Consider the following 21,869-nt stretch of genomic DNA (forward strand, 5'->3'; position numbering starts at 1 on the left):
AGCCCATGAACGTGACCGCCGACCCCACTCTCGCCACCATGGCATCTGGCGCGACCGCCGCTCGGAACGACTCCACCCAGGTCGTCTCCCACGGGCAGGCCTTCCTCTGCGGAAGGCCCCTGGGGGAGATCCTCCGCGCGCTCGTCCCCTCGCTCACCGAGGAGAAGCTGCGCGAGGCGCTCGCCGCCCAGGAGGAGAAGGGTGGGCGCATCGGTGAGGTGCTGGTGGGCCTCAAGGCGGTCTCCGAGGAGGACGTCGTCAAGGCGCTGGGGCACCAGCTGGACCTGCCCTACCTGGCGCGCATCTTCACGGAGGAGGTGGACGCGGAGCTGGTCAAGCGCATCCCCATCAACTTCGCCAAGCAGTCGCACATCCTCCCGCTGTCCGTGGAGGGTGACGCGGTGGTGCTGGCGGTGGCGGACCCGCTGGACACGTCCACCATGGACCACGCGCGGCTGCTGTTGGGGCAGAGCATCAGCCCCCGGCTCGCGCTGGCCTCCACCATCACCGACGCCATCAACAGCGTCTATGACCGCTCCATCAACGAGGCCGAGCAGCTGGTCGACGAGATGGAGACGCAGGACCTGGACGCGCTCGCGCACGAACTGGACGAGCCGCAGGACCTGTTGGACACGGACGACGAGGCGCCGGTCATCCGGCTGGTGAACTCCGTGCTCTTCCGCGCCGCCAAGGAGCGCGCGAGCGATATCCACATCGAGCCCATGGAGCGCGAGCTGCTGGTGCGCTTCCGCGTGGACGGTGTGCTCCAGGAAGTCATCAAGCCGCCCAAGCGCTACCAGAACGCCATCGTCAGCCGCGTGAAGGTGATGGGGCAGCTCAACATCGCGGAGAAGCGCCTGCCGCAGGACGGCCGCATCCGCATCAAGCTGGCCGGCCGCGACATCGACATCCGTCTGTCCACCATCCCCACCACGAACGGGGAGCGCATCGTCATGCGTCTGTTGGACAAGACGGCGACGCTGCTGGACCTGGCGGAGATTGGCATGAGCCAGGTGACGCTCCACGCGATGGAGGCGGTCATCAAGCGCTCGCACGGCATCGTCCTCGTCACCGGCCCCACGGGCTCCGGCAAGACGACGACGCTCTACGGCGCCCTGTCGAAAATCAATACCTCGGACCTGAACATCCTCACCGTCGAGGACCCGGTCGAGTACCAGCTCAAGGGCATTGGCCAGATGGCCATCAACCCGAAGATTGGCCTCACCTTCTCCCAGGGCCTGCGCTCGTTCCTCCGCCAGGACCCGGACGTCATCATGGTGGGCGAGATTCGCGACAAGGACACGGCGGAGATCGCCATCCAGGCGTCCCTCACGGGCCACCTGGTGCTCTCCACGGTGCACACCAACGACGCGGCGGGCGCCGTCACCCGTCTGGTGGACATGGGCGTGGAGCCCTTCCTGGTGGCCTCGTCGCTCACCGGCATCCTCGCCCAGCGACTGGTGCGCCGGGTGTGCCCCGACTGCCGCGTGGCCTACCAGCCCACGGACGTGGAGCTGAAGGAGCTGGGACACTCGCTGGTGTCGTTCAAGGCGCGCTACGGGACGGACCGCATCTACAAGGCCGTGGGCTGCCCCACGTGCAACCGCAACGGCTACCGCGGCCGCACGGGCATCTACGAGTTCCTGCCCGTGGACGACGACGTGCGCCAGCTGGTGCTGAAGAACGTGGACGCCTCCACCATCAAGAAGTCCGCCACCAGCAAGGGGATGATCACCCTGCTGGAGGACGGCGCGCGGAAGATTGCCCTGGGCGAGACGACCATCGCCGAAGTGCTGAGCATCACCCAGGAGGACATGTAACCGACAGCTCCTCCCTGGGAGGAGCCGGGGTCATCGAGCCATGCCGGTCTTCGAGTACAGAGGTCTCAACTCCGCGGGCAAGCAGATCAAGGGTCTGCTGGAAGCCGACTCGCCCAAGACGTTGCGCTCCAAGCTGCGCGCGGACGGCGTGTTCCTCACGGACGTGCTCGCCCAGGCGGAAGGCAGCCGGGGCGCGGTGTCCAAGGGCGCCAACGCGTCTCAGGTGGCGCGCGACATCGACCTGCGCAAGCTGGGCCGCGGCCGCGTCAACACCGACGACGTCGCCATCTTCACCCGGCAGCTCTCCACGCTGCTGGGCGCCGGCGTCACGCTGGTGGAGTCGCTCACCGCCCTGGTCGACCAGGTGGAGAAGGAGCGCTTCAAGCGCGCCCTCTCCGACATCAAGCAGCGCGTCAACGAGGGTTCGACGCTGGCGGACGCGCTGGGGCAGCACCCGAAAATCTTTCCCAACATCTACGTGAACATGGTGCGCGCGGGCGAGGCGTCCGGCGCGCTGGACGCGGTGCTCACGCGCCTGGCCGACTTCACGGAGAACCAGGCCCGGCTGCAGCAGAAGATCCTCAGCACCATGCTCTACCCCGCCATCATGATGGTGGTGGGCGGCGGCATCCTCGTGGCGCTGATGGTCTTCGTCGTTCCGAAAGTCACCAAGATTTTCGAGACGATGAAGGCCACCCTGCCCCTGAGCACGCGGATCCTCATCGCCACGAGCAACTTCTTCCAGAACTGGTGGTTCGTCGCCGTGCCGGTGATGGCGCTGGGCGTGTGGCTCTTCATGCGCTGGACGAAGAGCCCCAAGGGCAAGCCGAAGTGGGACCGCTTCGTGCTGAAGGCGCCCATCGTCGGCAGCTTGGTACGCCTGCTGTCCATCTCCCGCTTCGCCCGCACGCTGTCCACGCTGCTCAAGAGCGGCGTCCCGCTGCTGGCGGCCATGGACATCGTCAAGGCCATCATGACGAACACCGTGCTGGCCGAAGTCGTGGAGAAGGCCCGCGACTCCATCCGCGAGGGCGAGAGCATCGCCACCCCGCTCAAGCGCTCGGGTGAGTTTCCGCCGCTGGTGTACCACATGGTCGCGATTGGAGAGCGCTCCGGGCAGTTGGAGGACATGCTCACCAACGTCGCTGACAACTACGAGACGCAGGTGAACGTGCGCATCGGCGCACTCACCTCGCTGCTCGAGCCCCTGCTCATCGTGGTGATGGGCGCGGTGATTGCATTCGTCGCCCTCTCCATCCTGTTGCCGATTCTCCAGGTGAACTCGGCCATCCGGTGAGGTGCCAGGGCCATGACGAATGACACGCTCGACCGTTGGATACAGCGCGCGACGCTCGCGGCGATGATTGCCCTCGCGGCGGCGCTGGTGACGGTGGGGGCCCGACTCTACGGGCCCCGGGCCGCGGTGCCGCCCGCCGGGGTGGTGGACGGCCCCCGGGCACCCTGACAGGAAGTCCTGAACACGAAGCGGTGGCTTGCCAGAAAGTCACCCCGAGGTGAGAGCAGACATGAGCCAGAACACCCACTCGCAGCAGCGCCGCCGCAACCGCAACCGCCGCGGCATGACCCTCATCGAAATCATGGTGGTCATCACCATCCTCGGCCTCATCGCCGCCGCCGTCGGCGTGGCGGTGATTCCGCAGCTCGAGGCGGCCCGCAGGGACAGGGCCTCGCTGGACATCAAGAGCATCCAGGGTGCGCTGAAGCTCTATTACACGAAGAAGGGCAAGTACCCGGACACGTCCTCGGGCCTCAACGCGCTGGTGGAGACCCAGTCGCTGGAGCAGATGCCCAAGGACCCGTGGAACAACGACTACGTGTACCTGAACGAGGGCGGCAAGCCCGTCATCATCTCCTACGGCGCGGACGGCACCGCCGGCGGCGAGGGCAACGACGCGGACATCTCCTCCGCGGACAACGCCACCGCCAACAACAAGTGAAGAAGTAGCGCACCCCGCGTGTTGACAGGGCTTCGGGCATGAACGTGCAAACCTCACTTCCATCCCAGATGCCCTCTCCCGCGGGGGCCCTGCGCTCCCAGACGAAGGGGCGGCTGCTGCTGGCGGCCATCTTCGTCGTGGCCACCGTGCTGGCGTTCGTCCTCGTGTACGTGACGGACGACCGCTCGCTCGCGCCGGAGCAGCGCCGGGCGCGCGGAGAGATTCGCAAGCTGGAGGGCCTGTTCAAGGCGCACCACCGGCTGATGGGCTACTTCCCGGCCAAGGAAGAGGGCTTCACGCCGCTCATCGAAGCGAAGCTCATCAGCGCCGTGCCGTCGGACCCGTGGGGCCACCCGTACGTCTACTGGATGGACGGCAAGAACGGCGCGGTCCTGTCCTACGGGGCGGACGGCAAGAAGGGCGGCGAGGGGCTGGACGCGGATTTGAGCAGCGGGGGCGTGCTGGCGGACTGGGGGCAGCCATGAAGCGTGTGACGACGGTGACCCGGCAGCGCGTGCTCCACCGAGCCCAGCGCGGCCTGACGCTCATCGAGATCTCCATCGCCATCATCATCGTCGCGATGTTGTTCTCCGCGGCGGTGATGGGCATCGGCTCGCTCACGGGCGCCAAGGCCAAGGGCGCCGCGGGGGAGCTGGCGGGCACCATCCGCTCGCTCTACGACTCGGCGGCGCTGCGCGGCAAGACGTGCCGGCTGGTGTTCGAGATTCCGGACCCCAAGGAGGAGAAGGCCACGCGCTACCATGCCGAGTGCGCGGAGAGCGCGGTGACGACGGCGAGAGACCGGGACACCGCCCTGCGCGACGAGAACCGCGAGCGTGAGCAGTCCAAGCGCTCCAACCGGGGCAGCACCCAGGGCAACGAGGAGCGCCGCAGCTACCTGGCCTCGGGCGGAGAGACGCCCAGCGCGCAGGAGCTGATGGACGGAGAGAAGGAGCGCGTGCAGAACGCGGCGAAGTTCTCGTCCTTCACCTCCGAGGAGGTGCCGGCCCGTGATTTGCCGGCGGACGTGCGCGTGTCCGTGTGGACGCGCCAGCAGAAGGAGGCGGTCGACAACGGCGTGGCCTATCTCTACTTCTTCCCGCAGGGCTACACGGAGAAGGCGTACGTCTACGTGAGCCAGGGCGACAACGCCTGGACGCTGGACGTGTCCCCGCTCACCGGGAAGGTGAACATCGCGAACGACATCCTGGAGGTGCCGCGATGAAACGCACGGGAGGCTTCACGCTGCTGGAGGTCGTCGTGGCGCTCGCCATCCTCGGGCTCGCGCTGATGGCCATCTTCGATTTGAACGCGGGCGCGGTGTCCAACCACGTCTACACCAAGCGCCTCACGGTGGCCTCGCTCCTGGCGCGCGCGAAGATGACGGACGTGGAGCAGAAGCTCTACGACGACGGCTTCTCGCCCGACGACGACGAGGAGTCCGGTGACTTCTCCGACGAGGGCTGGTCCCAGTTCAAGTGGAAGGCGCGCATCATCGCCCCGAAGCTGGACGGCGTGTCGCCCGACCAGCTCATCGGCGCGCTCTTCAACCTGCCCATCGGCGGCGGGGACTCGGACGACCCGATGAGCGGCATCGCCAGCCTGTTCGGTGGCGGAGCGGGAGGCGGCAAGGACGGCGCCTCCAGCGGACCGCAGCCCGCGGGCGGTGGCCTGGGCGGCGCGGCCATGGGCATGGCGCAGCCCATGTTCACGCAGATGGTGCAGCAGCTCACCCAGACGGTGCGCGAGGTGCACCTCACCGTGTACTGGCAGGAGGGCACCCAGTTGGAGAACATCGACCTGGTGACGCACGTGGTGTCGCTCGGGCCGGGCTCGGACCGCAACGGCGGCTTCACGGCCACGCAGGGCACCACGGCGGGCGCCGACAACCAGTGGGTGGACCCCGACAGCTCGGGGCTGATTGTCCAGAACCCCATCCCCGGCCCCAACGGCACCATGCTCCATCCGCAGACGCGCAAGCCGCTGATGCAACGCTCGCAGTGGCTGCAGCAGGCCAATGGTGGCAACCCGCAGCAGCGCGGCGGCAACGGCGGCATCGTCCCGGGCGGTGGTCAGGGCGGCGGGATTTTCGGAGGCAATCGCCCGTCGATGCCGAACTTCCCCGGCACGAGGAACAACCGATGACGGCCCGGCGCGCGCGTGGCTTCACGCTGATGGAGGTCATGGTGGCGGTGGCCATCACCGCCCTGATGGGCACGGTGGTGGCCATGGCCTTCCAGACGGGCCTGACGGCGAAGGAGTCGGTGGAGACGGACGCGGACCGCTACCGGCAGGTCCGGGTGGCCATGAACCGGATGGCGCGGGAGATCGGCTCCGCGTACGTGAGCGACAGGTTCGACCTGAAGCGCTTCCGGGACCAGAACGACCGCCCCACCAACTTCGTGGGCGAGAGCGACCGGCTCCTGTTCACCACGTTCGCCCATCAGCGGCTGTACACGGACGTGAAGGAGTCCGACCAGGCGGTGGTGGAGTATTTCATGGAGCCCTCCGACGACCGGGCCGCCAAGGGCCGCCTGGACATCAAGCGCCGCGCGAATCCCAACGTGGATGACCGCATGGACCGAGGCGGCACGACGGACGTGCTGTTCGAGGGCGCCAAGAAGCTGGAGTTCGAGTACTGGAACTCCGAGAAGAAGGAGTGGGATGACGAGTGGGACACCCGGCGCACGGAGCAGAAGACCATCCTGCCCACGCGCGTGCGGATGACAATCACCGCCGTGGACGAGACGGGCAAGGAAGCGCGCTACTCCACCCAGACGCGCATCATGTTGAACACCGAGCTGCCGAGGTACTGATGCCCCTGCCCTTCTTCCAGCAGGCGCCCCGGCGGCGCCGTCCCGGTTCCAAGGTCCCCGGTGGGGAGCCGCGCTCGCGTGGCGTGGCGCTCATCATCGCGGTGGTGTCCATCGCGCTCCTGACGGTCATCGCCACCGAGTTCGCCTACAACAGCCGCGTGGATCTCCAACTCGCGGCCAACCAGCGGGACGAGGTGCGCGCGTACTACATGGCGCGCTCGGGCGTGGCGCTGTCGCGGCTCCTGCTTCGCTTCCAGAAGCAGGTCGACCAGACGCCCATCCCCAACCCCGCGGCGCTCCTGGGCAACCTCCTGGGCAACCAGGGCGCGCAGGGCAACACCCCGCAGCCGGCGTCGCTCAACCTCCAGCTCTGGAGGATGGCGCGCGTGGACTGCCACATGCTCAAGGGCATGGTGAAGAGCGAGGGTCAGGAACCCGAGAACGACGCGCCGCCCCTGGAGGCGGTGGACGAGGACGACCCGAACTTCGACATGAAGGACGGCGAGGACCCGGCGTCGCGGGAGATGTCGCAGCAGATGACGCGCCGCTCGTTCGGCGGCTTCGAGGGCTGCTTCCTGTCCACCATCTCCGACGAGGAGGAGAAGCTCAACGTGCACCGGCTGGTCGCGGGCGCGGGTGACGCGCTCCCCACGGCGCTGCGGATGATGGACATGCTTGGCGACAAGCGCTTCGAGTTCCTGTGGGAGCGCGACGACGCGAACAAGGTGCGCAGCAATCCGCAGGACGTGATGCTGGCCATCAAGGACTGGGCGGACGACGACGAGACGGGCTCCACCATCAACCCGACGGACCCCGTCAACCCCATGCCCTCCGGCTTCTCCGACGAGGGCTCGCCCTACAGTCGCTACGAGCCGAACTACGAGCCGAAGAACGCGCGCTTCGACAGCATCGACGAGCTGTACCGGGTACACGGGGTGAATGACCAGTTCATGACGGCGTTCCGTGACAGGCTCACGGTGTACCCGGACATCAACTCCCGGCCCAACATCAACACGGATGACCCGGTGATGATGGGGCTGGCCATCATGTCCGTGGCGGACCCGGCCAGGCCGGACCCGCGCCTGAAGGACCCGGTGTTCCTCAACGAGCTCATCACCCGCATCCGCAGCGCGCGCATGTTCAGCTTCTTCGGCATGGGCGTGCAGGACTTCGTCGCCGTGGTGGAGAGCGCGGGCATCGTCGTCAATCCCGCCGTGAAGTCCAACGTGGCGGGCAATCGCCTCATCGGCGACAAGAGTCAGACGTTCACCATCAAATCCGTGGGAGAGGCGGGCAGCGTGCAGAAGACGCTGACCGCCGTGGTCCGGCTGGACGACACGCTGGGCAGGCTCCTGTACTGGAGAGAGGAATAGCATGGCCCGCATTCTTGGCCTCGACCTGGGCAGCCACTCCGTGAAGGGCGTGGTGCTTGAGGCGCGGACGAAAGGACACGCCACCCGAAGCTACGTGGAGGTGCGCCGCGCCCAGGAGGGCGAGCGCGCCGACACGCTTCGCGCCGCGGTGCAGGAGCTGCTTGGCAAACTGCCACCCGGTCACCCCGACCAGGTCGTGGTCGCCCTGCCCGGCCCCGCGCTCATCACCCACACGCTGGGCCTGCCGTTCTCCGACGGGAAGCGCATTGAAGCGACGCTCCCCTTCGAGATTGGCAGCCTGCTCCCGTTCGACATCTCCGACGTCGTCTACGACTACCAGATCGTCGGACAGAAGGAGACGGACGGGAAGGAGAAGGCCAGCGACCTCATCGTGGGCGTGGTGCGCCAGCAGGAGCTGAAGGGGCTGCTGGAGCTCCTGGGCGAGCTGAAGGTGGACCCGCGCATCGTCACGCACCCGGCGCTGGCCTACCAGAACATGCTCCAGCAGGCCGCCGGCCTCTTCGAGGGCACCGGCGAGGGCAACGTGGTGGCGGTGGTGGACATGGGCCACGAGCGCACCTCGGTGGCCATCGGCCGGCCGGGCACGGGGGTGCAGTTCGCGCGCACCTTCGCGGGCGGCGGCAAGGACTTGAGCAAGGCGCTGGCGACGGAGTTCCAGACGTCGCTCGCGGAGGCACACCACTGGAAGGAGCAGCATGGGGCCCTGGCCAGCGCGGCGCAGGGGCCGGACGCGGAGCGCGCGGCGGCGGCCTTCGTGCGCGGGCTCCAGCCGGTGCTGCGCGAGCTGCGCCCCACCTTGAAGTCGTACACGGCGCGCAGCCGTCAGCAGGTGGGCGCGATTGTCCTGTGCGGCGGTTCGGCGCGGATGCCGGGCCTGGCGGAGCAGCTCTCCCGCGACTTGAACCTGCCGGTGCGCGTGCTCGCGCTTCCCGCCGACACGGCGGAGGCCATTGCTCCCGCGGAGCAGCCGTCCGCGGCTCAGGCCTACGCGCTGGCGCTGCGTGGCAACGCCTCCGGGGCTCGCGCGCCGCGCTTCAACTACCGACGGGGCGAGCTCGCCTTCAAGGGTGACTTCGACTACGTGAAGGACAAGCTGGGCCTGCTGGCATCCTTCGCGGCCACGCTGCTCCTGCTGCTCATCGCCTTCGGGGTGGTGCGCAACTCGGTGCTGTCGCGGCGCGAGGCGCAGGTGGACGCGGCGCTGTGCGAGACGACCCAGCGCATCCTCGGGAAGTGCGAGAAGGACTACAACCGCGCGCTGAACCTGCTCAAGGGCGTGGAGAGCCCGGCGGCGGCGCTGCCCCGGATGTCCGCGGTGAACCTGCTGGCGGAGGTGACGCAGAAGGTGCCCGCGGACCTGCCGGTGAAGTTCGACCGCATCCAGATAGACACGGACCGCGTCATCCTCCAGGGGGAGACGGACTCCTCCAAGCAGGTGGACACGCTGTCCAACGCGCTCAAGAACCACGCGTGTTTCAAGGAAGTGAAGCAGGGCAAGGTGGAGCGCACCCGCGACGGGCAGAAGGTGACGTTCCGCCTGGACGTCCAGGTGCAGTGCCCGGGTGCGGAAGGGGGGGAGAGCTAGTCATGGCCAACAAGCTTCAGGAAGTGCTCGCGCCGGTGCAGACGTGGTTCGAGCGGCTGAGTGACCGCGAGCGGCGGATGGTGTCCATCGCCGGCGCGGCGGTGGCGGTGTTCGTGGTGTTCGCGGTGCTGATGACGTTCGCCAACAGCGCGTCCGGCTATCGCAAGCGCACGCAGGACAAGCTGACGAAGCTGCAGGAGGTGCAGGCGCTGGCGGCCAGCTATCGCGAGGCGCAGGCGTCGCGGCAGGCGGTGGAGACGCAGCTGACGTCCAGCAACGTGCAGCTCATCTCGTACATCGAGGACAAGGCCACGGCGGCCGGGCTCCAGGTCCCCAACATGACGCCCAAGGGCGACGTGGGCGTAGGGGACGGGAAGATCATGGAGAGCTCGGTGGAGCTGACGTTCTCCGACGTGGACCTGCGCAAGCTGACGGACTTCATGCGCACGGTGGAGAGCGGGCCGGGCGTGGTGAAGGTGAAGTACCTGCGCATCGAACCGAGGCCGAACGACACGCTGACGGCGTGGACCACCGTGGCCACCTACCGGATGAAGCAATAACCCATGTCCTCTGACACCAAGCCCGCTCGCTGGAAGGTCATCCTGGGCTACGGCGCGTTCGCGCTCGTGGCCTTCATCCTCTGCCTGCTCCTCACCTTCCCGTACGACACGGTGCGCACGCGCCTCGTGTCCGAAGCGGCGCAGGCGGGGCTCGCCGTGCGCATCGGCTCGCTGCGGCCGGGGCTTTCGGGTGTCACGGCCACCAATCTGCGGGTGAGCAAGCCACCCCAGCCGCTGAGCGCGGAGACGCTGGCGGCGCTCGTCAGCGGCGAGGGCACCCTCCCGGGCGCCGCGGAGCTGGGCGAGGCGGTGGTCATCGACAGCCTGGCGGTGCGCCCCACCCTCTTCCCTCCGGGCCTGGCGGTGCGCGCCAACGCGCTGGGTGGCACGGTGGTGGGCTCCATGGGCTGGCTGGGTGACATGAAGGTCCGCGCGGAGATGGAGGGGCTCAAGGCCAGCGGCGGCAACCTGCCCGCCTTCCTCGGGATGGACCTGGACGGTGAGCTGAACGGCGTGCTGTCGCTGACGCTGCCCAAGGGCAAGAGCCCGGAGCCGGACCTGTCCCAGGCGAACGGTGAGCTGACGCTCGACTCGCAGGGGCTCATCATCAAGGGTGGCAAGGCGTCCATCCCCATGGGCGGGGGCAACTCGATGCCCATGGACCTGCCGCAGGTGGCGCTCGGCGCGCTGGTGGGCCGCATCAACTTCGAGAAGGGCCTGGGCACGGTGCAAGAGCTGAGGCTGAAGGGTGAGGACGTGGAGGCGCTGGCCACCGGCACGCTGAAGCTGGGCAAGCGGCTGGAGTACAGCGAGCCCGCCATGGACGTGAATCTCCGGTTGGACCCGGAGGCGCAGAAGCGGCTGGGTCTGCTGGCGGCGGGCATCACCATCTTCCCCCCGGACAAGAAGGACCCGAGCTTCCGGGCGGCCAGGCTTGGCGGCTTCCTCAACCGGCCCACCTTCCTGCCCCGTCGGTAGGCCGCGGCCCGGTGAAGCGCCCGACCCGACGCGTGGGGTTGAAGTCAGCGTGTCGGGACGTGTAAAGCGCGGGCGCACAGGAGGGTCGCGGGATGCCGGAGCTGGTGTTTTTCCGTCGTGGCGAGGAGGTGTTGAGGGTGGGCGTGGACCGGGCACGGTTGGTGCTCGGGCGCGGCGAGCAGAGTGACGTCGCCATTCCGGACCCGGAGGTGAGCCGCCAGCAGGTGGCCCTGCTGTGGGACGGGACGCGGTGCCGGGTGCAGGACCTCTCCGGCAAGGGCACCGTGGTGGGCGGCACGTCCGTCACCGAGGCGGAGCTGCCCGACGGCGCGGACCTGGTGCTTGGCCAGTGGCGCGCGGTGTTCCGGCTGAGCGGCGGCGGTGAAGGCGCGGATGTCGCCACCGAGGTGGGCCACACCACCTCGATTCAGAAGGACGTGCAGGCGCCGCGCTGGCAGCCCGCGCAGGTGCGCGTGAAGCAGGGCCTGAACGAGTCGGTGCACCGGCTCACTGGAGACAGCTTCACGGCGGGCAAGGACCCGGGCTGTGATTTGGTCCTCCAGGACCGGTTCGCCTCCAGCAAGCACCTGAAGGTGACCCGGCGGGAGGGCACGTTCCACGTCGTGGACCTGCGCTCCACCAACGGCACCTGGCTGGGCCCGGTGCGCCTGTTCGAGGCGGAAGTCACGCTGCCCACCACGCTGCGCGTCGGTGAGACGGAGCTGGTGCTGGAGGTGGCGGCGACGGGGTCCAAGAAGGAGGTGGCCTCCTTCCACGGCATCATCGGCAACGACGCGGCGGTGAAGGGGCTGGCGGACCTCATCGAGCGCGTGGCGCCTTCCACGGCGGCCGTGACGATTCTGGGCGAGTCCGGCACGGGCAAGGAGCTGGTGGCGAAGGCCATCCACCAGTGCTCGCAGCGGGCGAACAAGCCGCTGGTCCCCGTCAACTGCGCGGCCATCTCCAAGGAGCTCATCGAGAGCGAGCTGTTCGGCCACGAGAAGGGCTCCTTCACGGGCGCGGCGAACGCGCGCAAGGGCGCCTTCGAGGAGGCGGACGGCGGCACCCTCTTCCTGGACGAGATTGGCGAGCTGCCGCTGGACCTGCAGGCGAAGCTGCTGCGCGCGCTGGAGAGTGGAGAAATCAAGCGCGTGGGTGCCAGCCGGCCCATGCACGTGGACGTGCGGGTGGTGGCGGCGACGAACCTGGACCTGCTCGCGGCTGCGCGCGAGGGCAAGTTCCGCGAGGACTTGTACTACCGCCTCTGCGTGATTCCGCTGCACCTGCCGCCCTTGCGCAGCCGCAAGAGTGATTTGTCCGCGCTGGCCGAGCACTTCGTGAAGGTGTACGCGCCGCGAGGGCAGACGGTGAGCTTCTCGACGGCGGCGGTGGAGCGCCTGCGGGGGCACACGTGGCCGGGCAACATCCGCGAGCTGCGCAACGTGGTGCACCGGGCGCTGCTGTTCCGCAAGGGGCCGGTCATCGACGCGGCGGACCTGACGTTCGACCAGGAGATGAACAAGGAGACCGGCATCGCGGTGCCGGAGCTGCCGCCTGGGATGACGTTGGAGCAGATGCTGGAGAAGCTGGAGCGGCAGATCGTCGAGGCCGCGCTGCGCCGGTACAACAACAACCGCGAGCGCGTGGCTCGCGAGCTGGGCGTGGCCCGCTCCACCCTGTTCAAGCGCCTGAAGGACTGGGGCCTGACGAAGCAGGACGAGCAGGAGTAGTCGCGGGCTGCCCGGCTTCGGGGTCGTTCAGGGGTGAATCGTTGGTGGAGCCGCTCCAACTGGAGCGGCGTCAGGGCGCGCGCCCCGTGAGCCGGGCCAGTTCGATGGAGACGGAGGCGGTCTGCCCGGGGGCCACGACGACAGTCGCCGTCCCCTGGGCGCCGCTGCTCGCGGTCACGACAATCCTCAGTCGCCCTGCGGGGACATCGACCCACTCGAATTGGTCTCCCCTGAACTGCATTCCGTCCATGCCATCGGAGCGAAGTTCCTCGAAGTGCTCGGACCTGATGGTGACCTGGAGCGGCTCATCGGTCCTCCAGTCTCCCCTGACCGTCCCCCTCACTCTCGCCCCTTCCGTGAGACGAAGCGTCAGTCCGGTGTCGGGCCGGCTCAGAATCACGGCACTCCGCCCTTCGCGAAGCGCCCTCACCTCGAACTCGCCATCCCCCGGGACATAAAGGGAGAACCGACCGAACGGATCCGCGACCCTTCGGGCCTCGAAGGCACTTCCACGAACCAGGATGGCGGCACCGGCAGCGGGAGCGCCCCCCGGCCCCACCACGACGCCGGCGAGGGCCCTCACCTGGTGCGGGAGCATGAGCGCCACCGTGGACTCACTCCCGGAGCGCACCGCTGCTTCGACAGAGGGGCCGAACGCGCCGTACTGGCCCGAGGGGTACGCACGGAGGAGGTAGGCCCCCTCTGTCACTTCCAGCGAGAAGGCACCTTGCTCATCCACGGGGACTTGAGCCAGCACCGCATTCCCGCCCTGGGAGGACGTGAGCCCCACCATGGCACTCCCGGGCCAGGCTCCATCCGCATCCCTGACTGTTCCAGAGACTCTTCCCGTGGAGCGCAGGGAGAGATCCCGGCGTGTCACCTTGCCTGGCTCGATGGAGAACACGTCGCTGGAGAGAATGACACCCGTGGCGGAGCGAGTGGACACCTTGATGGTCCCTGCCGGAATGCGCCCCGTGGAGAACCTCCCCGCAGAGTCTGGCTGGATGATGATTGGCTCATCGGCACCAAGCCATCCCACCTCGATGCTGACTCCCGTGGCGCCGACACCTTCGACGGTGAGCAGCCGGCCCTCCAGCACTCCCATCCGGCGCAGTGCCAACACGGGGCGCGCCGTCTGTCCGGCGCTGACGGCAACCCGAATGGCCTCGTCCGTGAACCCCTCCGCCGTGGCGGAGAGGCGGTACTCGCCGGGAAGCAGGTCCTCGACCGAGAAGCGGCCCTCCGCGTTCGTCACGGACAGACTTGCCGCCGGCTGGATTCGGACACGCACTCCTTGCAAGGGAGTCCCGCTTTCGGCCTCCACGACCCGCACCTCCATCCGCCCTGGCCGGCCAAGCTGGATGATGGGGCAACGCGTGGTCCCTCCCACCTCCACGACTTGCGGCTCATCGGCAACGCCCATCTGGCTTCCCAGGGCCGCGGTCAGCCGGTAGACCCCGGCTGGGAGTTCCAGGGAAAAGACCCCGTTGGCGTCGGTAACGTCCCCTCCGGCCCCCTCCGAGACCCGGACCGTCGCGCCCACGACCCGAACGCCCTTCGCGTCGACAACGCCGCCCTCGAGGAACCCGTGCGGAGCGAGCTCGAGTTCGAGTTCCGGGTGTGGCTCCCCTGCCAGCAGGACCACGCGAGTCTCCGGCTGGAAGGAGGGGGCCTGCGCGACGAGTTCGTAGGTGCCCTCGGCGAGGTCGCGAAACTCGAAGCGTCCCAGTGCATCGCTGGAGCCAGCGTGTCTGAGGTCTCGCTCAAGCTCGCGCGGAAATGCCGAGAGCACGCGCCGCAGCTCCAGGGATGCCATGGGGATGGGCTCCTGCGCACCCTTCCGGACCGTGCGTCCTCTCAAGACCCGCGCGGGCTTCAACGGAAGAGACAGGACCAGCGATTCCGTGGGCGGGCGGGTGAATTCGAGGTGGCTCGGCGCGAAGCCGGGTGCCGTGACGAAGACGAGGCAGTGACCGGCCGCTTCGGGCATGTCGAGACGACCGTCAGGGAGGGTGCTCCGCCTCGCGACCAGGCCCCAGGAAGAGACCGGGCCACGCCGGCAATAGAGGCTCACCTCGCAAGAGCCGGTGGGGCCGAGGACCTGGAGACGCAAGACAGGAGAAGGCTTCGCGGGAGACAGAGCTCGCGGCGGCGGGTTCTCCACCAGGGATGGCGCCTCATCGCGCGCGGCGGGCGGCGGCGGCTCCGGCTCGGAGTAGAGCCGATTCCCAATCAAGACCCCGACGCTGAACCCAACGATGAGGATGTACAGCAACCACCAACGATGTCGCATGGTCGAGGGCTGGGTCAGAAGGTGATGGGGTACTCCAGGCGGAAACGAGGCCCCGGAGTGTCAGCGCCTCTCGCCTCGAACTCCCGCGATTCGAAGGCCTCTGCCACGCACCGAGCCGCCGCCTCGTCTGCGGCACCGTGCCGCTGGACCTTCGCCTCCCTGACGACGAGCAGGTCTTCTTGGGACTCGATGTGAAGGACCAGGACGGTACGCTCCGTGGGGTGGTGGATGCCCGCCTCGAGCATGCCCGCCAGGCATGTTCGCACCCGCTCACGCACCTGTCCGTCAATGCCCTCCTGGAGGTGGCGCATTGCCCTGGAACCCAGCTCGCGAGGGTCGGCAATAAGAGGGACGTCGTCCCATGCCGTGGTGGCCACGGCCCCTCCACTCACCGGCGTCTCTGGAGGTTCGGAGGCGCCGTTCCCTCCTGGCCGACTCCCAGTGGACGCTTCCGGAGCAGGCCTGGACTCCACCACGGCCCGCGTGGCACCCGCTTCGGGGCGCTGAGTCCCACGACGAGCGTCTTCGCGAGCGTTTGAGACCTGTGCGCCCGGCCGGGTCAGCATCACGCCGGCTGCGATGGAGATGAGAAACACGCCCACCATCTGCAGGTACCTGCCCCAGGAATGCACGAGGTCTCCTCCTGTTTCCCGTCAAGCCACGAAGGCCAGCACCCAGGGAGGCCATTCGTGCAGTGGGACCGGCGTCTTGTATCTCCCACTCAACAGCTCCGACTTGAACCCATGGAGCTGTGACGGAGCAAGGTGAAGACCTTGGCGGCTGCGCCGGGACACGGCATCACCTGAAGGCAGTGAGCCCTCGCGCCTTCAGGGCCTTGAGGTACGCCATGGAGCGCATCTCCGGACAGCCCATTACCGCGGCCTGGAACTCGCGTGGCGGCGCGTACCCGTGCGCGTCGATGTAGTGCACGACCGACGTGGGAGCGACGAAGACGCGATCCGCACCAGGGACGAAGACGTTCGCGCCCCCGAATGACACCGTCATGTCGCGGTACACCAGCGTCCCCGGCCCACCCGAGAAACGGCACAGTGAGCACTCGTGCCGACCCGCGAACGCCACGGGCTGCCATGGATTCACGCACAGCCGGACGAGCGCCTCGAAGAAGTCCTCACTCACCACGCCCTGCGTGAATGAGTGCCCTTCCTCAAGCCACCCCACCGACAGCAGGACGTCCTGCCCCGCTGGAAAATATGAACACGGGGCCAGGTCCGCGAAGTACGCCATGTCAGCCTCATCGGAGCCAGGTAGCGCCCTGAACATCCAGTCCCAAGCGCGCTCCAGGCCCCCCTGAGCCTACCCACCTTCATGCCCTGAAGTACGAGTCGGGACCCCGCTCCGGACACCCCTGCGCCACCCACGACGCGCGGTGAAAAAATTCCGCCGTCGCGGGCGGATAGACCCTTTTCGCGGCCGGTTCGTTCCAAAGGAGGTCCCCGCTGGGGTGTCCAGGAGCCCACCCGTGATGCACGCCGCCGCCATCGACCTCCCGCCTCTCACTCAGCTCTACAACGAGCACCGTGCCCGCGCTCTCGCCATCGCCCGCCGCATTGTCGGCGACGCGGACGATGCGGAGGACGTGGTGCAGGACGTCTTCGCCCGACTCGCCTGGAAGTCTCCCGGCTACGGCGGACGCGCTGCCTGGACCACGTGGCTCCACCGCGTCATGGTCAACAGCAGCATCAACTGGCTGCGCGCACGCAAGCGCCGCGAGCGCCTCAGCCTCGAACCCTCCGAACCCCTCACGCCCGAAGTCCAGGCCGCGGGCGCGGAGCTGCAACGCCACTTCACCGACGCCATGCAGGAGATCAACGAGCAGCAACGTCAGGTCCTCCACCTGCGAGAGGTGCGCGGCCTCAGCTACCCCGAAATCGCCCGTCTGCTGCGCATCCCCGAAGGCACCGTGAAGAGCACCCTGCACCGCGCCCGGCAACGCACCTTCGGCCTCATGGAAGAGCGCGGCCAACACCCCTGAGGCGCCCGGCGGCTACTCCAGCGCTCGGAGCTGGAGCTTCTCGCGAGCCTCCAGCCACGACGCGGGAATCGCCGCCCTGCCCGTCACGAGCACGACGATGCCGCCCACCATGGCGCACGTCGTGTCCATGTCACCCCGCCCAGACACCGTGGACCACAGCGCGTCCTCGTAGTGCTCCAGGTGCCGCACCGCGCACCACACCACGAAGGGCACCGTGTCCTCCGACAGCACCCGGAAGCCACTGCCCAGTTCCTTCGCCGCCGCCGTCGGTGTCGTCTCCAACGACCAGCCCCGAGCCTTCTCCAGCCCGCGCCGCGTCGCTCCGTTCGGCGTGTACTCCAGCACCACGTCGAAGAGGTTCCGCGCGGGCCCACGCGCCGCCGCGTCCTGACAGGCCCACGCCGCCGCCACCGCGACGGCCATGGCACCCGCCTGCCCGTCCGGATGGTAGTGCGTCACCTCCGCGGACAGCCGCGCCTCGTCCGCCGCGCGCCGCAAGTCGCCCGCGAAGTACGCCCCCAGCGGCGCCACGCGCATCGCCGCGCCGTTGCCCTTGGACCCCGTGCCGTCGAAGACCTGGGACGACGCGGGCAGCCAGTGCATCCCCAAATGGATGCGCTCCAGGATATCCAGCGCCGTGCCGCCATAGCCCCGGTAGCGATTGGCGCGGTAGCGCTTGCCGAAGAGCTGCGCGAGCCGCTCCTGCTCCACCTGTCCGTGCTCATCGAGCACCTGGACGACGGAGAGCGCCATCTCCGTGTCGTCCGTGTACGGCCACGGCGCGGAAGGCGGCCTGCGCGCCTCCACCTCTTGCGCCACCAGGCTCCGAGCCGCGAAGAACCGCTCCCCAAAACCATCCCCCACGGAGAGCCCCTCCAACGACAACAGGGCTCGCGACATCCGCTCCGCGTGGTCCGCCACTCTGACAGTCGAGGACATGGCGCCAGTCAACACCCGGCGCCGTCTTCGTGTCAAATAGACACTATCAACTACTCATCACCCTTCGCGCCAACGAACTGGTCGCCCTTGTCCTTGAAGAGGACGTTGAAGTTGGTGAGCGAGCCGTAGACGCGGGTGATGTAGCTCTGCATCTCCACCTTCTCCGCGTCGGTCAGCTTCGGGTGCGCGTTGAGCTTCTGCTCGAGCACACGGAGCCTGTCGCGCACCATGACGACCTTGTGGAACAGGCTGTCGATGGGCAGGTCCTTGGCCTGAAGCTCCGGGTTGCCGGGCACCAGGCGCACCGTGCCGCCCTCCCACTTGCCCGCGAGCGGGGGCGAGTCGGTCAGGCCGGACGCCTCCCGGAAGATGTCCATCAGCTCTTCACGCGTCATGTTCAACCCTTCCAGGTCCACGACTTCGTTGGGGTCCACCCGGCGGCGAATCACCACCGGGGCCACGCTGCGCGCGGTGCGCTCTCGCGCGGGAGAATGCGCCGCCGGGGCCACGGCCGTGCCTCGGGGCGCGTACTTGTCACAGATGGGGGCGGACGGCGGGAACATGCCCCGCGAGGACTGGAGCCGACACGGCCCCACCCAGCCCCGGCGCTCTTCCACCGAGTGAGGGCTCCACAGCTTGCAGTTGCCGCACACCTGCTCTTCCGGCCGGAAGGTGGGCAGGGGCGGAGCGGCGTCCGCCGGGTCTGTCATCAGCGCGTCTCCCCCGCCACCGGCGGGCCCTTGCGCACGCCCAGCTCCCTCAAGAGCGTGTCCGCGTTCTCCACCTGGTCCAACATCCACAAGACATACCGCACGTCCACGTTGACGTTGCGGGCGACGTCCGGGTTGTAGCCGAAGTCGTTGGCCACATTCTCCCAGACGCGGTCGAAGTTGACGCCCACCAGCTGCCCCTTGCCGTTCACCGTGGGACTGCCGGAGTTGCCGCCCGTCGTGTCCGCGTCCGCCAGGAAGTTCACCGGCACGTCCTTGAGCTTCTTGTCCGCCCACGCGCCATACCGCTTGGACTCGGCGACCTTCGCCACGCGCTCGGGCACGTCGAAGGGCTCCTCACCCGTGTGCTTGTCCAGCATGCCCGTGAGCGTCGTCTGCGGCGTGTACACGGCCCCGTCGCGCGGTGAGTAGCCCTGCACCTTGGCGAACGTCACCCGCAGCGTCCCGTTCGCATCCGGCGCCACCGGCTTGCCCGCATGCGCCAGCACCGCCTTGCGCCAGTCCGGACGCAGCCGCAGCGACATGCCCTGGCGGCGGTCTCCCACGTCATCCAGCGCCTCCAGCTCCCGCGCCAGGTCCAGGCCGAACGCCAGCAGCGGGTCCTTGCGCGCCTCCAGCTGCGCCACCGTCTCCGTCGCCATCTTCATGCGCTCGGCCAGCGTCAGCACCTGGGTGACGGCGTAGAGCGAGTCCACCTTCGCCGCGACGTCCTTCTCCACGAACACCTTGCCGAAGTGCTTGTCCACGGCGGCGATGCGCTCGTCCGCGCCCAGCGCCTGCGCGCGCTTCACGTAGGCGATGAGCAGCCGCTTCTCGGCCGGGACGAACACGTTCTTCTGCTCGCGCTCCAGGCGGTCCTTGATGCGCGCCTGCTCGCGCTCCATGTACTCCGGACGGCGCTCCAGGTCCGGCTTCGCGCGCTCCGCCGCCAGCCGCGACAGCGTCACCGCCAGCGCCGGGCCCCGGGCCAGCCGAGGCGCCGCCCCGAGCAGGAACTCGCGCTCGAACACCTTCGTGTTGGCCTTCTGCTCGGCCAGCAGCGCGTCGCGGGCCGACAGGGCGCTCGCCCACTTCGCGCCGTTCTTTCCGGCCCAGGCGGCCACGTCCGCTTCGGCCTGGTGCTGCTTCTCCACCAGCTTGCCGCGCTTGAGTCCCGCGAGCTGCCCGCCCGCGTTCTTGTACACGTTGTGCAGGCCCTTGACGGTGGACGCGACGGCGATCTTGCCGGCCGGGTCCTTCTCCCCTTCCTCCTCCAGGATGCGGATGGCCTCGCCGAACACGTCGCGCATGCGCGGGTACAGCCGCGACTGGCGCTCCGCGAACTCCTCCGCGAGCAGCGCGCGGTAGGTGCGGCCCGGGTAGCCGAGCACCATCACGAAGTCGCCCGGCTTCACGCCCTCGGTGGCCAGCGGGAAGAAGAACTCCGCCTTGAAGGGCACGTTCTTCTCGCTGTACGGCGCCGAGGAGCCGTCCGGCGCGCTGTACGCGCGGAGGATGGCGAAGTCACCGGTGTGGCGCGGCCACATCCAGTTGTCCTCCTCACCGCCGTACTCGCCCACCGCGCGCGGCGGCGCGTAGACGAGCCGCACGTCCACCAGCTCCACCGCGTCCACCAGCGTGTAGTTGACGCCGCCGTCGAACGTGGACACCTGGCAGCGCGTGGCGGGGCGCTTCTCGCACTCGGCCACCAGCTCCTTCTGCTTGCGCTCGATGGCCTTGTAGCGGACCAGGTCGTCCGCGCCCTGAGGCACCGCGGCGAGCACCTGCGCCGTCACGTCCGTGAAGCTGCGCGGCACCTGCACCCGCGCGCCCTTGCCGGGCAGCTCTTCCTTGCGCTCCGAGGCGAGGAAGCCCTGGGTGATGAGGTCGCGCTGAGGCGTGCTGTGCTCCTGGATGACGCCGAAGGCACAGTGGTGGTTGGTGATGACCAGGCCCGTGGAGGAGATGAACGCGCCGGTGCACCCGCCCACGTTCACCGCGCCCGCGAGCAGGCCGGTGCCCCGCTTGGGGTCCCAGAGCTTCTTGGGAGAGACCTGGAGCCCCTGGGCGCGCAACCACGCCGGGTCCAGGTCCAGCACCTGCTGGGGGGTCCACTTTCCTTCCCCGGCCAGAGCCGGGGCAGCCACGAGCGAGAGCAGGAGGAGCGCTTTCTTCATGGAGTCCTCCCTACCCCGTCCGGCGCCCGCACGCGACTCCCACGGTGTGTCCGACGCTTCGCGGCATGCCAGGAGTTTCCCGGGAAGAGGGACCGAGCTTAAGTGTTGGGGTGTCTGATGGAGGGGAGGCCCTGAAAACGATGAGGACCGCCAGCGGAGCAAAGCTCGACTTCGGCCGCCTGGCCCTCCTGCTCGTGATGCTGGGGGTCGGCTGGTTCTTCTGGGACTCGCCCGTCCTGTGGCCCCTCAAGGTGCTGGTGGTGATGATGCACGAGAGCGGGCACGCGCTCGCCACCCTGCTCCTGGGCGGGTCCGTGGACCGCATCCACCTCATGGCCGACGAGGGGGGCCTGTGTATGTCCCGCCTCCCGCCGGGCATGCTGCGTCAGGTCGTCCTGTACTCGGCGGGCTACCTGGGAAGCGCGGTGGCCGGCGCCGGGCTGCTCATCGCCACCTTCCGGTTCCAGCTCCGGCGGGGCGTCCTGGTGGCCGCCTCCGCGTGGCTCGTCATCATGGGCCTCCTGTATGGGGGAGACCTCTTCACCCTGGCCTTCTGCGTGGGCACCGCCGTCGTCCTCGGCGCGTGCGCGAAGTGGCTGCCGGATGGCGCGGTGGACCTGGTGAACCTCTTCATCGCCGCCTTCACCGCGCTGTACGCGCTGTTTGATTTGCGCTCCGACCTCTGGAACAGCACGGTGCGCGCACAGAGCGACGCGGCGCTGCTCGCCGACGTCACCTACGTGCCCTCCGTGGTGTGGGCCGCCCTGTGGACGCTGATGGCCGTGGGGCTCCTGGCCATCGCCGCCTGGTGGTCCCTCCACGCCCGCCCCAAGGGCCTCCAGATGCCCCCCGTGGGCACCCGGGCCCGACGGGCCTGAGTCAAACGGACACTCCGCAACAAACGCAATCCTGGAAC

General features: G+C 68.5%; 21 protein-coding genes. 15 read left to right on the top strand and 6 right to left on the bottom strand.

What is annotated here, in order from left to right; genetic code table 11:
* Positions 1 to 5: 5 nt before the first annotated feature.
* The 13 genes from gspE (at position 6) to LZ199_RS13105 (ending at position 12,841) form a co-directional block, all read left to right on the top strand.
* Positions 6 to 1,820, top strand: a complete 1,815-nt coding sequence (gspE, locus tag LZ199_RS13045; RefSeq protein WP_253993999.1) for a type II secretion system ATPase GspE — start codon at positions 6 to 8, stop codon at positions 1,818 to 1,820.
* Positions 1,821 to 1,860: 40 nt separating this feature from the next.
* Positions 1,861 to 3,117: a type II secretion system inner membrane protein GspF gene (gspF, locus tag LZ199_RS13050; protein ID WP_253994000.1), complete on the top strand. Its 1,257-nt coding sequence runs from the start codon at positions 1,861 to 1,863 to the stop codon at positions 3,115 to 3,117.
* Between the two features lie 12 nt (positions 3,118 to 3,129).
* Positions 3,130 to 3,285 carry a hypothetical protein gene (locus tag LZ199_RS13055; RefSeq protein WP_253994001.1) on the top strand — a complete coding sequence of 52 codons (156 nt, stop codon included), beginning with the start codon at positions 3,130 to 3,132 and terminating at the stop codon, positions 3,283 to 3,285.
* 61 nt (positions 3,286 to 3,346) lie between these two features.
* Positions 3,347 to 3,778: a type II secretion system major pseudopilin GspG gene (gene gspG / locus LZ199_RS13060; protein WP_253994002.1), complete on the top strand. Its 432-nt coding sequence runs from the start codon at positions 3,347 to 3,349 to the stop codon at positions 3,776 to 3,778.
* 38 nt (positions 3,779 to 3,816) lie between these two features.
* A complete protein-coding gene (locus LZ199_RS13065; RefSeq protein WP_253994003.1) occupies positions 3,817 to 4,263 on the top strand; it encodes a type II secretion system protein GspG in 447 nt (148 codons plus the stop codon).
* The gene (locus LZ199_RS13070; protein ID WP_253994004.1) at positions 4,260 to 5,003 is read left to right on the top strand and encodes a prepilin-type N-terminal cleavage/methylation domain-containing protein; all 744 of its coding nucleotides are present in this window, start codon (positions 4,260 to 4,262) and stop codon (positions 5,001 to 5,003) included. The genes LZ199_RS13065 and LZ199_RS13070 overlap by 4 nt, the downstream gene beginning before the upstream one ends.
* Positions 5,000 to 5,923, top strand: a complete 924-nt coding sequence (locus tag LZ199_RS13075) for a type IV pilus modification PilV family protein (protein WP_253994005.1) — start codon at positions 5,000 to 5,002, stop codon at positions 5,921 to 5,923. The genes LZ199_RS13070 and LZ199_RS13075 overlap by 4 nt, the downstream gene beginning before the upstream one ends.
* A complete protein-coding gene (locus LZ199_RS13080; RefSeq protein ID WP_253994006.1) occupies positions 5,920 to 6,594 on the top strand; it encodes a type II secretion system protein GspJ in 675 nt (224 codons plus the stop codon). Before LZ199_RS13075 ends, LZ199_RS13080 begins: the two co-directional genes overlap by 4 nt.
* Positions 6,594 to 7,967: a type II secretion system minor pseudopilin gene (locus tag LZ199_RS13085; RefSeq protein ID WP_253994007.1), complete on the top strand. Its 1,374-nt coding sequence runs from the start codon at positions 6,594 to 6,596 to the stop codon at positions 7,965 to 7,967. Before LZ199_RS13080 ends, LZ199_RS13085 begins: the two co-directional genes overlap by 1 nt.
* A 1-nt stretch (position 7,968) precedes the next feature.
* Positions 7,969 to 9,573 carry a pilus assembly protein PilM gene (gene pilM, locus LZ199_RS13090; protein WP_253994008.1) on the top strand — a complete coding sequence of 535 codons (1,605 nt, stop codon included), beginning with the start codon at positions 7,969 to 7,971 and terminating at the stop codon, positions 9,571 to 9,573.
* A 2-nt stretch (positions 9,574 to 9,575) separates the two neighbouring features.
* Positions 9,576 to 10,133 (top strand): type II secretion system protein GspM, encoded by a 558-nt coding sequence (gene gspM / locus LZ199_RS13095; protein ID WP_253994009.1) that lies wholly within the window; start codon positions 9,576 to 9,578, stop codon positions 10,131 to 10,133.
* A 3-nt stretch (positions 10,134 to 10,136) separates the two neighbouring features.
* Positions 10,137 to 11,111, top strand: coding sequence for a type II secretion system protein GspN (gene gspN / locus LZ199_RS13100; RefSeq protein WP_253994010.1), 975 nt, complete (start codon positions 10,137 to 10,139; stop codon positions 11,109 to 11,111).
* 92 nt (positions 11,112 to 11,203) lie between these two features.
* Positions 11,204 to 12,841, top strand: a complete 1,638-nt coding sequence (locus LZ199_RS13105) for a sigma 54-interacting transcriptional regulator (RefSeq protein ID WP_253994011.1) — start codon at positions 11,204 to 11,206, stop codon at positions 12,839 to 12,841.
* A 70-nt stretch (positions 12,842 to 12,911) separates the two neighbouring features.
* On the opposite strand, the gene LZ199_RS13110 is transcribed toward LZ199_RS13105, so the two are convergent.
* From LZ199_RS13110 to LZ199_RS13120, 3 genes are all read right to left on the bottom strand, one after another.
* Complete coding sequence (locus tag LZ199_RS13110; protein WP_253994012.1) at positions 12,912 to 14,657, bottom strand: carboxypeptidase regulatory-like domain-containing protein; 1,746 nt, start codon at positions 14,655 to 14,657, stop codon at positions 12,912 to 12,914.
* A 491-nt stretch (positions 14,658 to 15,148) separates the two neighbouring features.
* The gene (locus tag LZ199_RS13115; protein WP_253994013.1) at positions 15,149 to 15,445 is read right to left on the bottom strand and encodes a hypothetical protein; all 297 of its coding nucleotides are present in this window, start codon (positions 15,443 to 15,445) and stop codon (positions 15,149 to 15,151) included.
* A 487-nt stretch (positions 15,446 to 15,932) separates the two neighbouring features.
* The gene (locus LZ199_RS13120) at positions 15,933 to 16,379 is read right to left on the bottom strand and encodes a DUF7919 family protein (protein ID WP_253994014.1); all 447 of its coding nucleotides are present in this window, start codon (positions 16,377 to 16,379) and stop codon (positions 15,933 to 15,935) included.
* 238 nt (positions 16,380 to 16,617) lie between these two features.
* Here LZ199_RS13120 and LZ199_RS13125 point away from each other — a divergent pair, with 238 nt between their 5' ends.
* Positions 16,618 to 17,127, top strand: coding sequence for an RNA polymerase sigma factor (locus LZ199_RS13125; protein ID WP_163868068.1), 510 nt, complete (start codon positions 16,618 to 16,620; stop codon positions 17,125 to 17,127).
* A 12-nt stretch (positions 17,128 to 17,139) separates the two neighbouring features.
* Here the strand turns inward: LZ199_RS13125 and LZ199_RS13130 are convergent, their stop codons facing one another.
* From LZ199_RS13130 to LZ199_RS13140, 3 genes are read right to left on the bottom strand one after another with little or no spacing between them, the layout of a single operon-like run.
* Positions 17,140 to 18,066 carry an ADP-ribosylglycohydrolase family protein gene (locus LZ199_RS13130; protein ID WP_253994015.1) on the bottom strand — a complete coding sequence of 309 codons (927 nt, stop codon included), beginning with the start codon at positions 18,064 to 18,066 and terminating at the stop codon, positions 17,140 to 17,142.
* Between the two features lie 50 nt (positions 18,067 to 18,116).
* Positions 18,117 to 18,776, bottom strand: coding sequence for a hypothetical protein (locus LZ199_RS13135; protein ID WP_253994016.1), 660 nt, complete (start codon positions 18,774 to 18,776; stop codon positions 18,117 to 18,119).
* The gene (locus tag LZ199_RS13140) at positions 18,776 to 20,953 is read right to left on the bottom strand and encodes a S46 family peptidase (protein ID WP_253994017.1); all 2,178 of its coding nucleotides are present in this window, start codon (positions 20,951 to 20,953) and stop codon (positions 18,776 to 18,778) included. Before LZ199_RS13140 ends, LZ199_RS13135 begins: the two co-directional genes overlap by 1 nt.
* Positions 20,954 to 21,093: 140 nt before the next feature.
* Here LZ199_RS13140 and LZ199_RS13145 point away from each other — a divergent pair, with 140 nt between their 5' ends.
* Positions 21,094 to 21,831, top strand: coding sequence for a M50 family metallopeptidase (locus tag LZ199_RS13145; protein ID WP_253994018.1), 738 nt, complete (start codon positions 21,094 to 21,096; stop codon positions 21,829 to 21,831).
* Positions 21,832 to 21,869 lie beyond the last annotated feature (38 nt).

The organism is Myxococcus qinghaiensis (assembly GCF_024198215.1).
In the GTDB taxonomy this organism is placed as follows: domain Bacteria; phylum Myxococcota; class Myxococcia; order Myxococcales; family Myxococcaceae; genus Myxococcus; species Myxococcus qinghaiensis.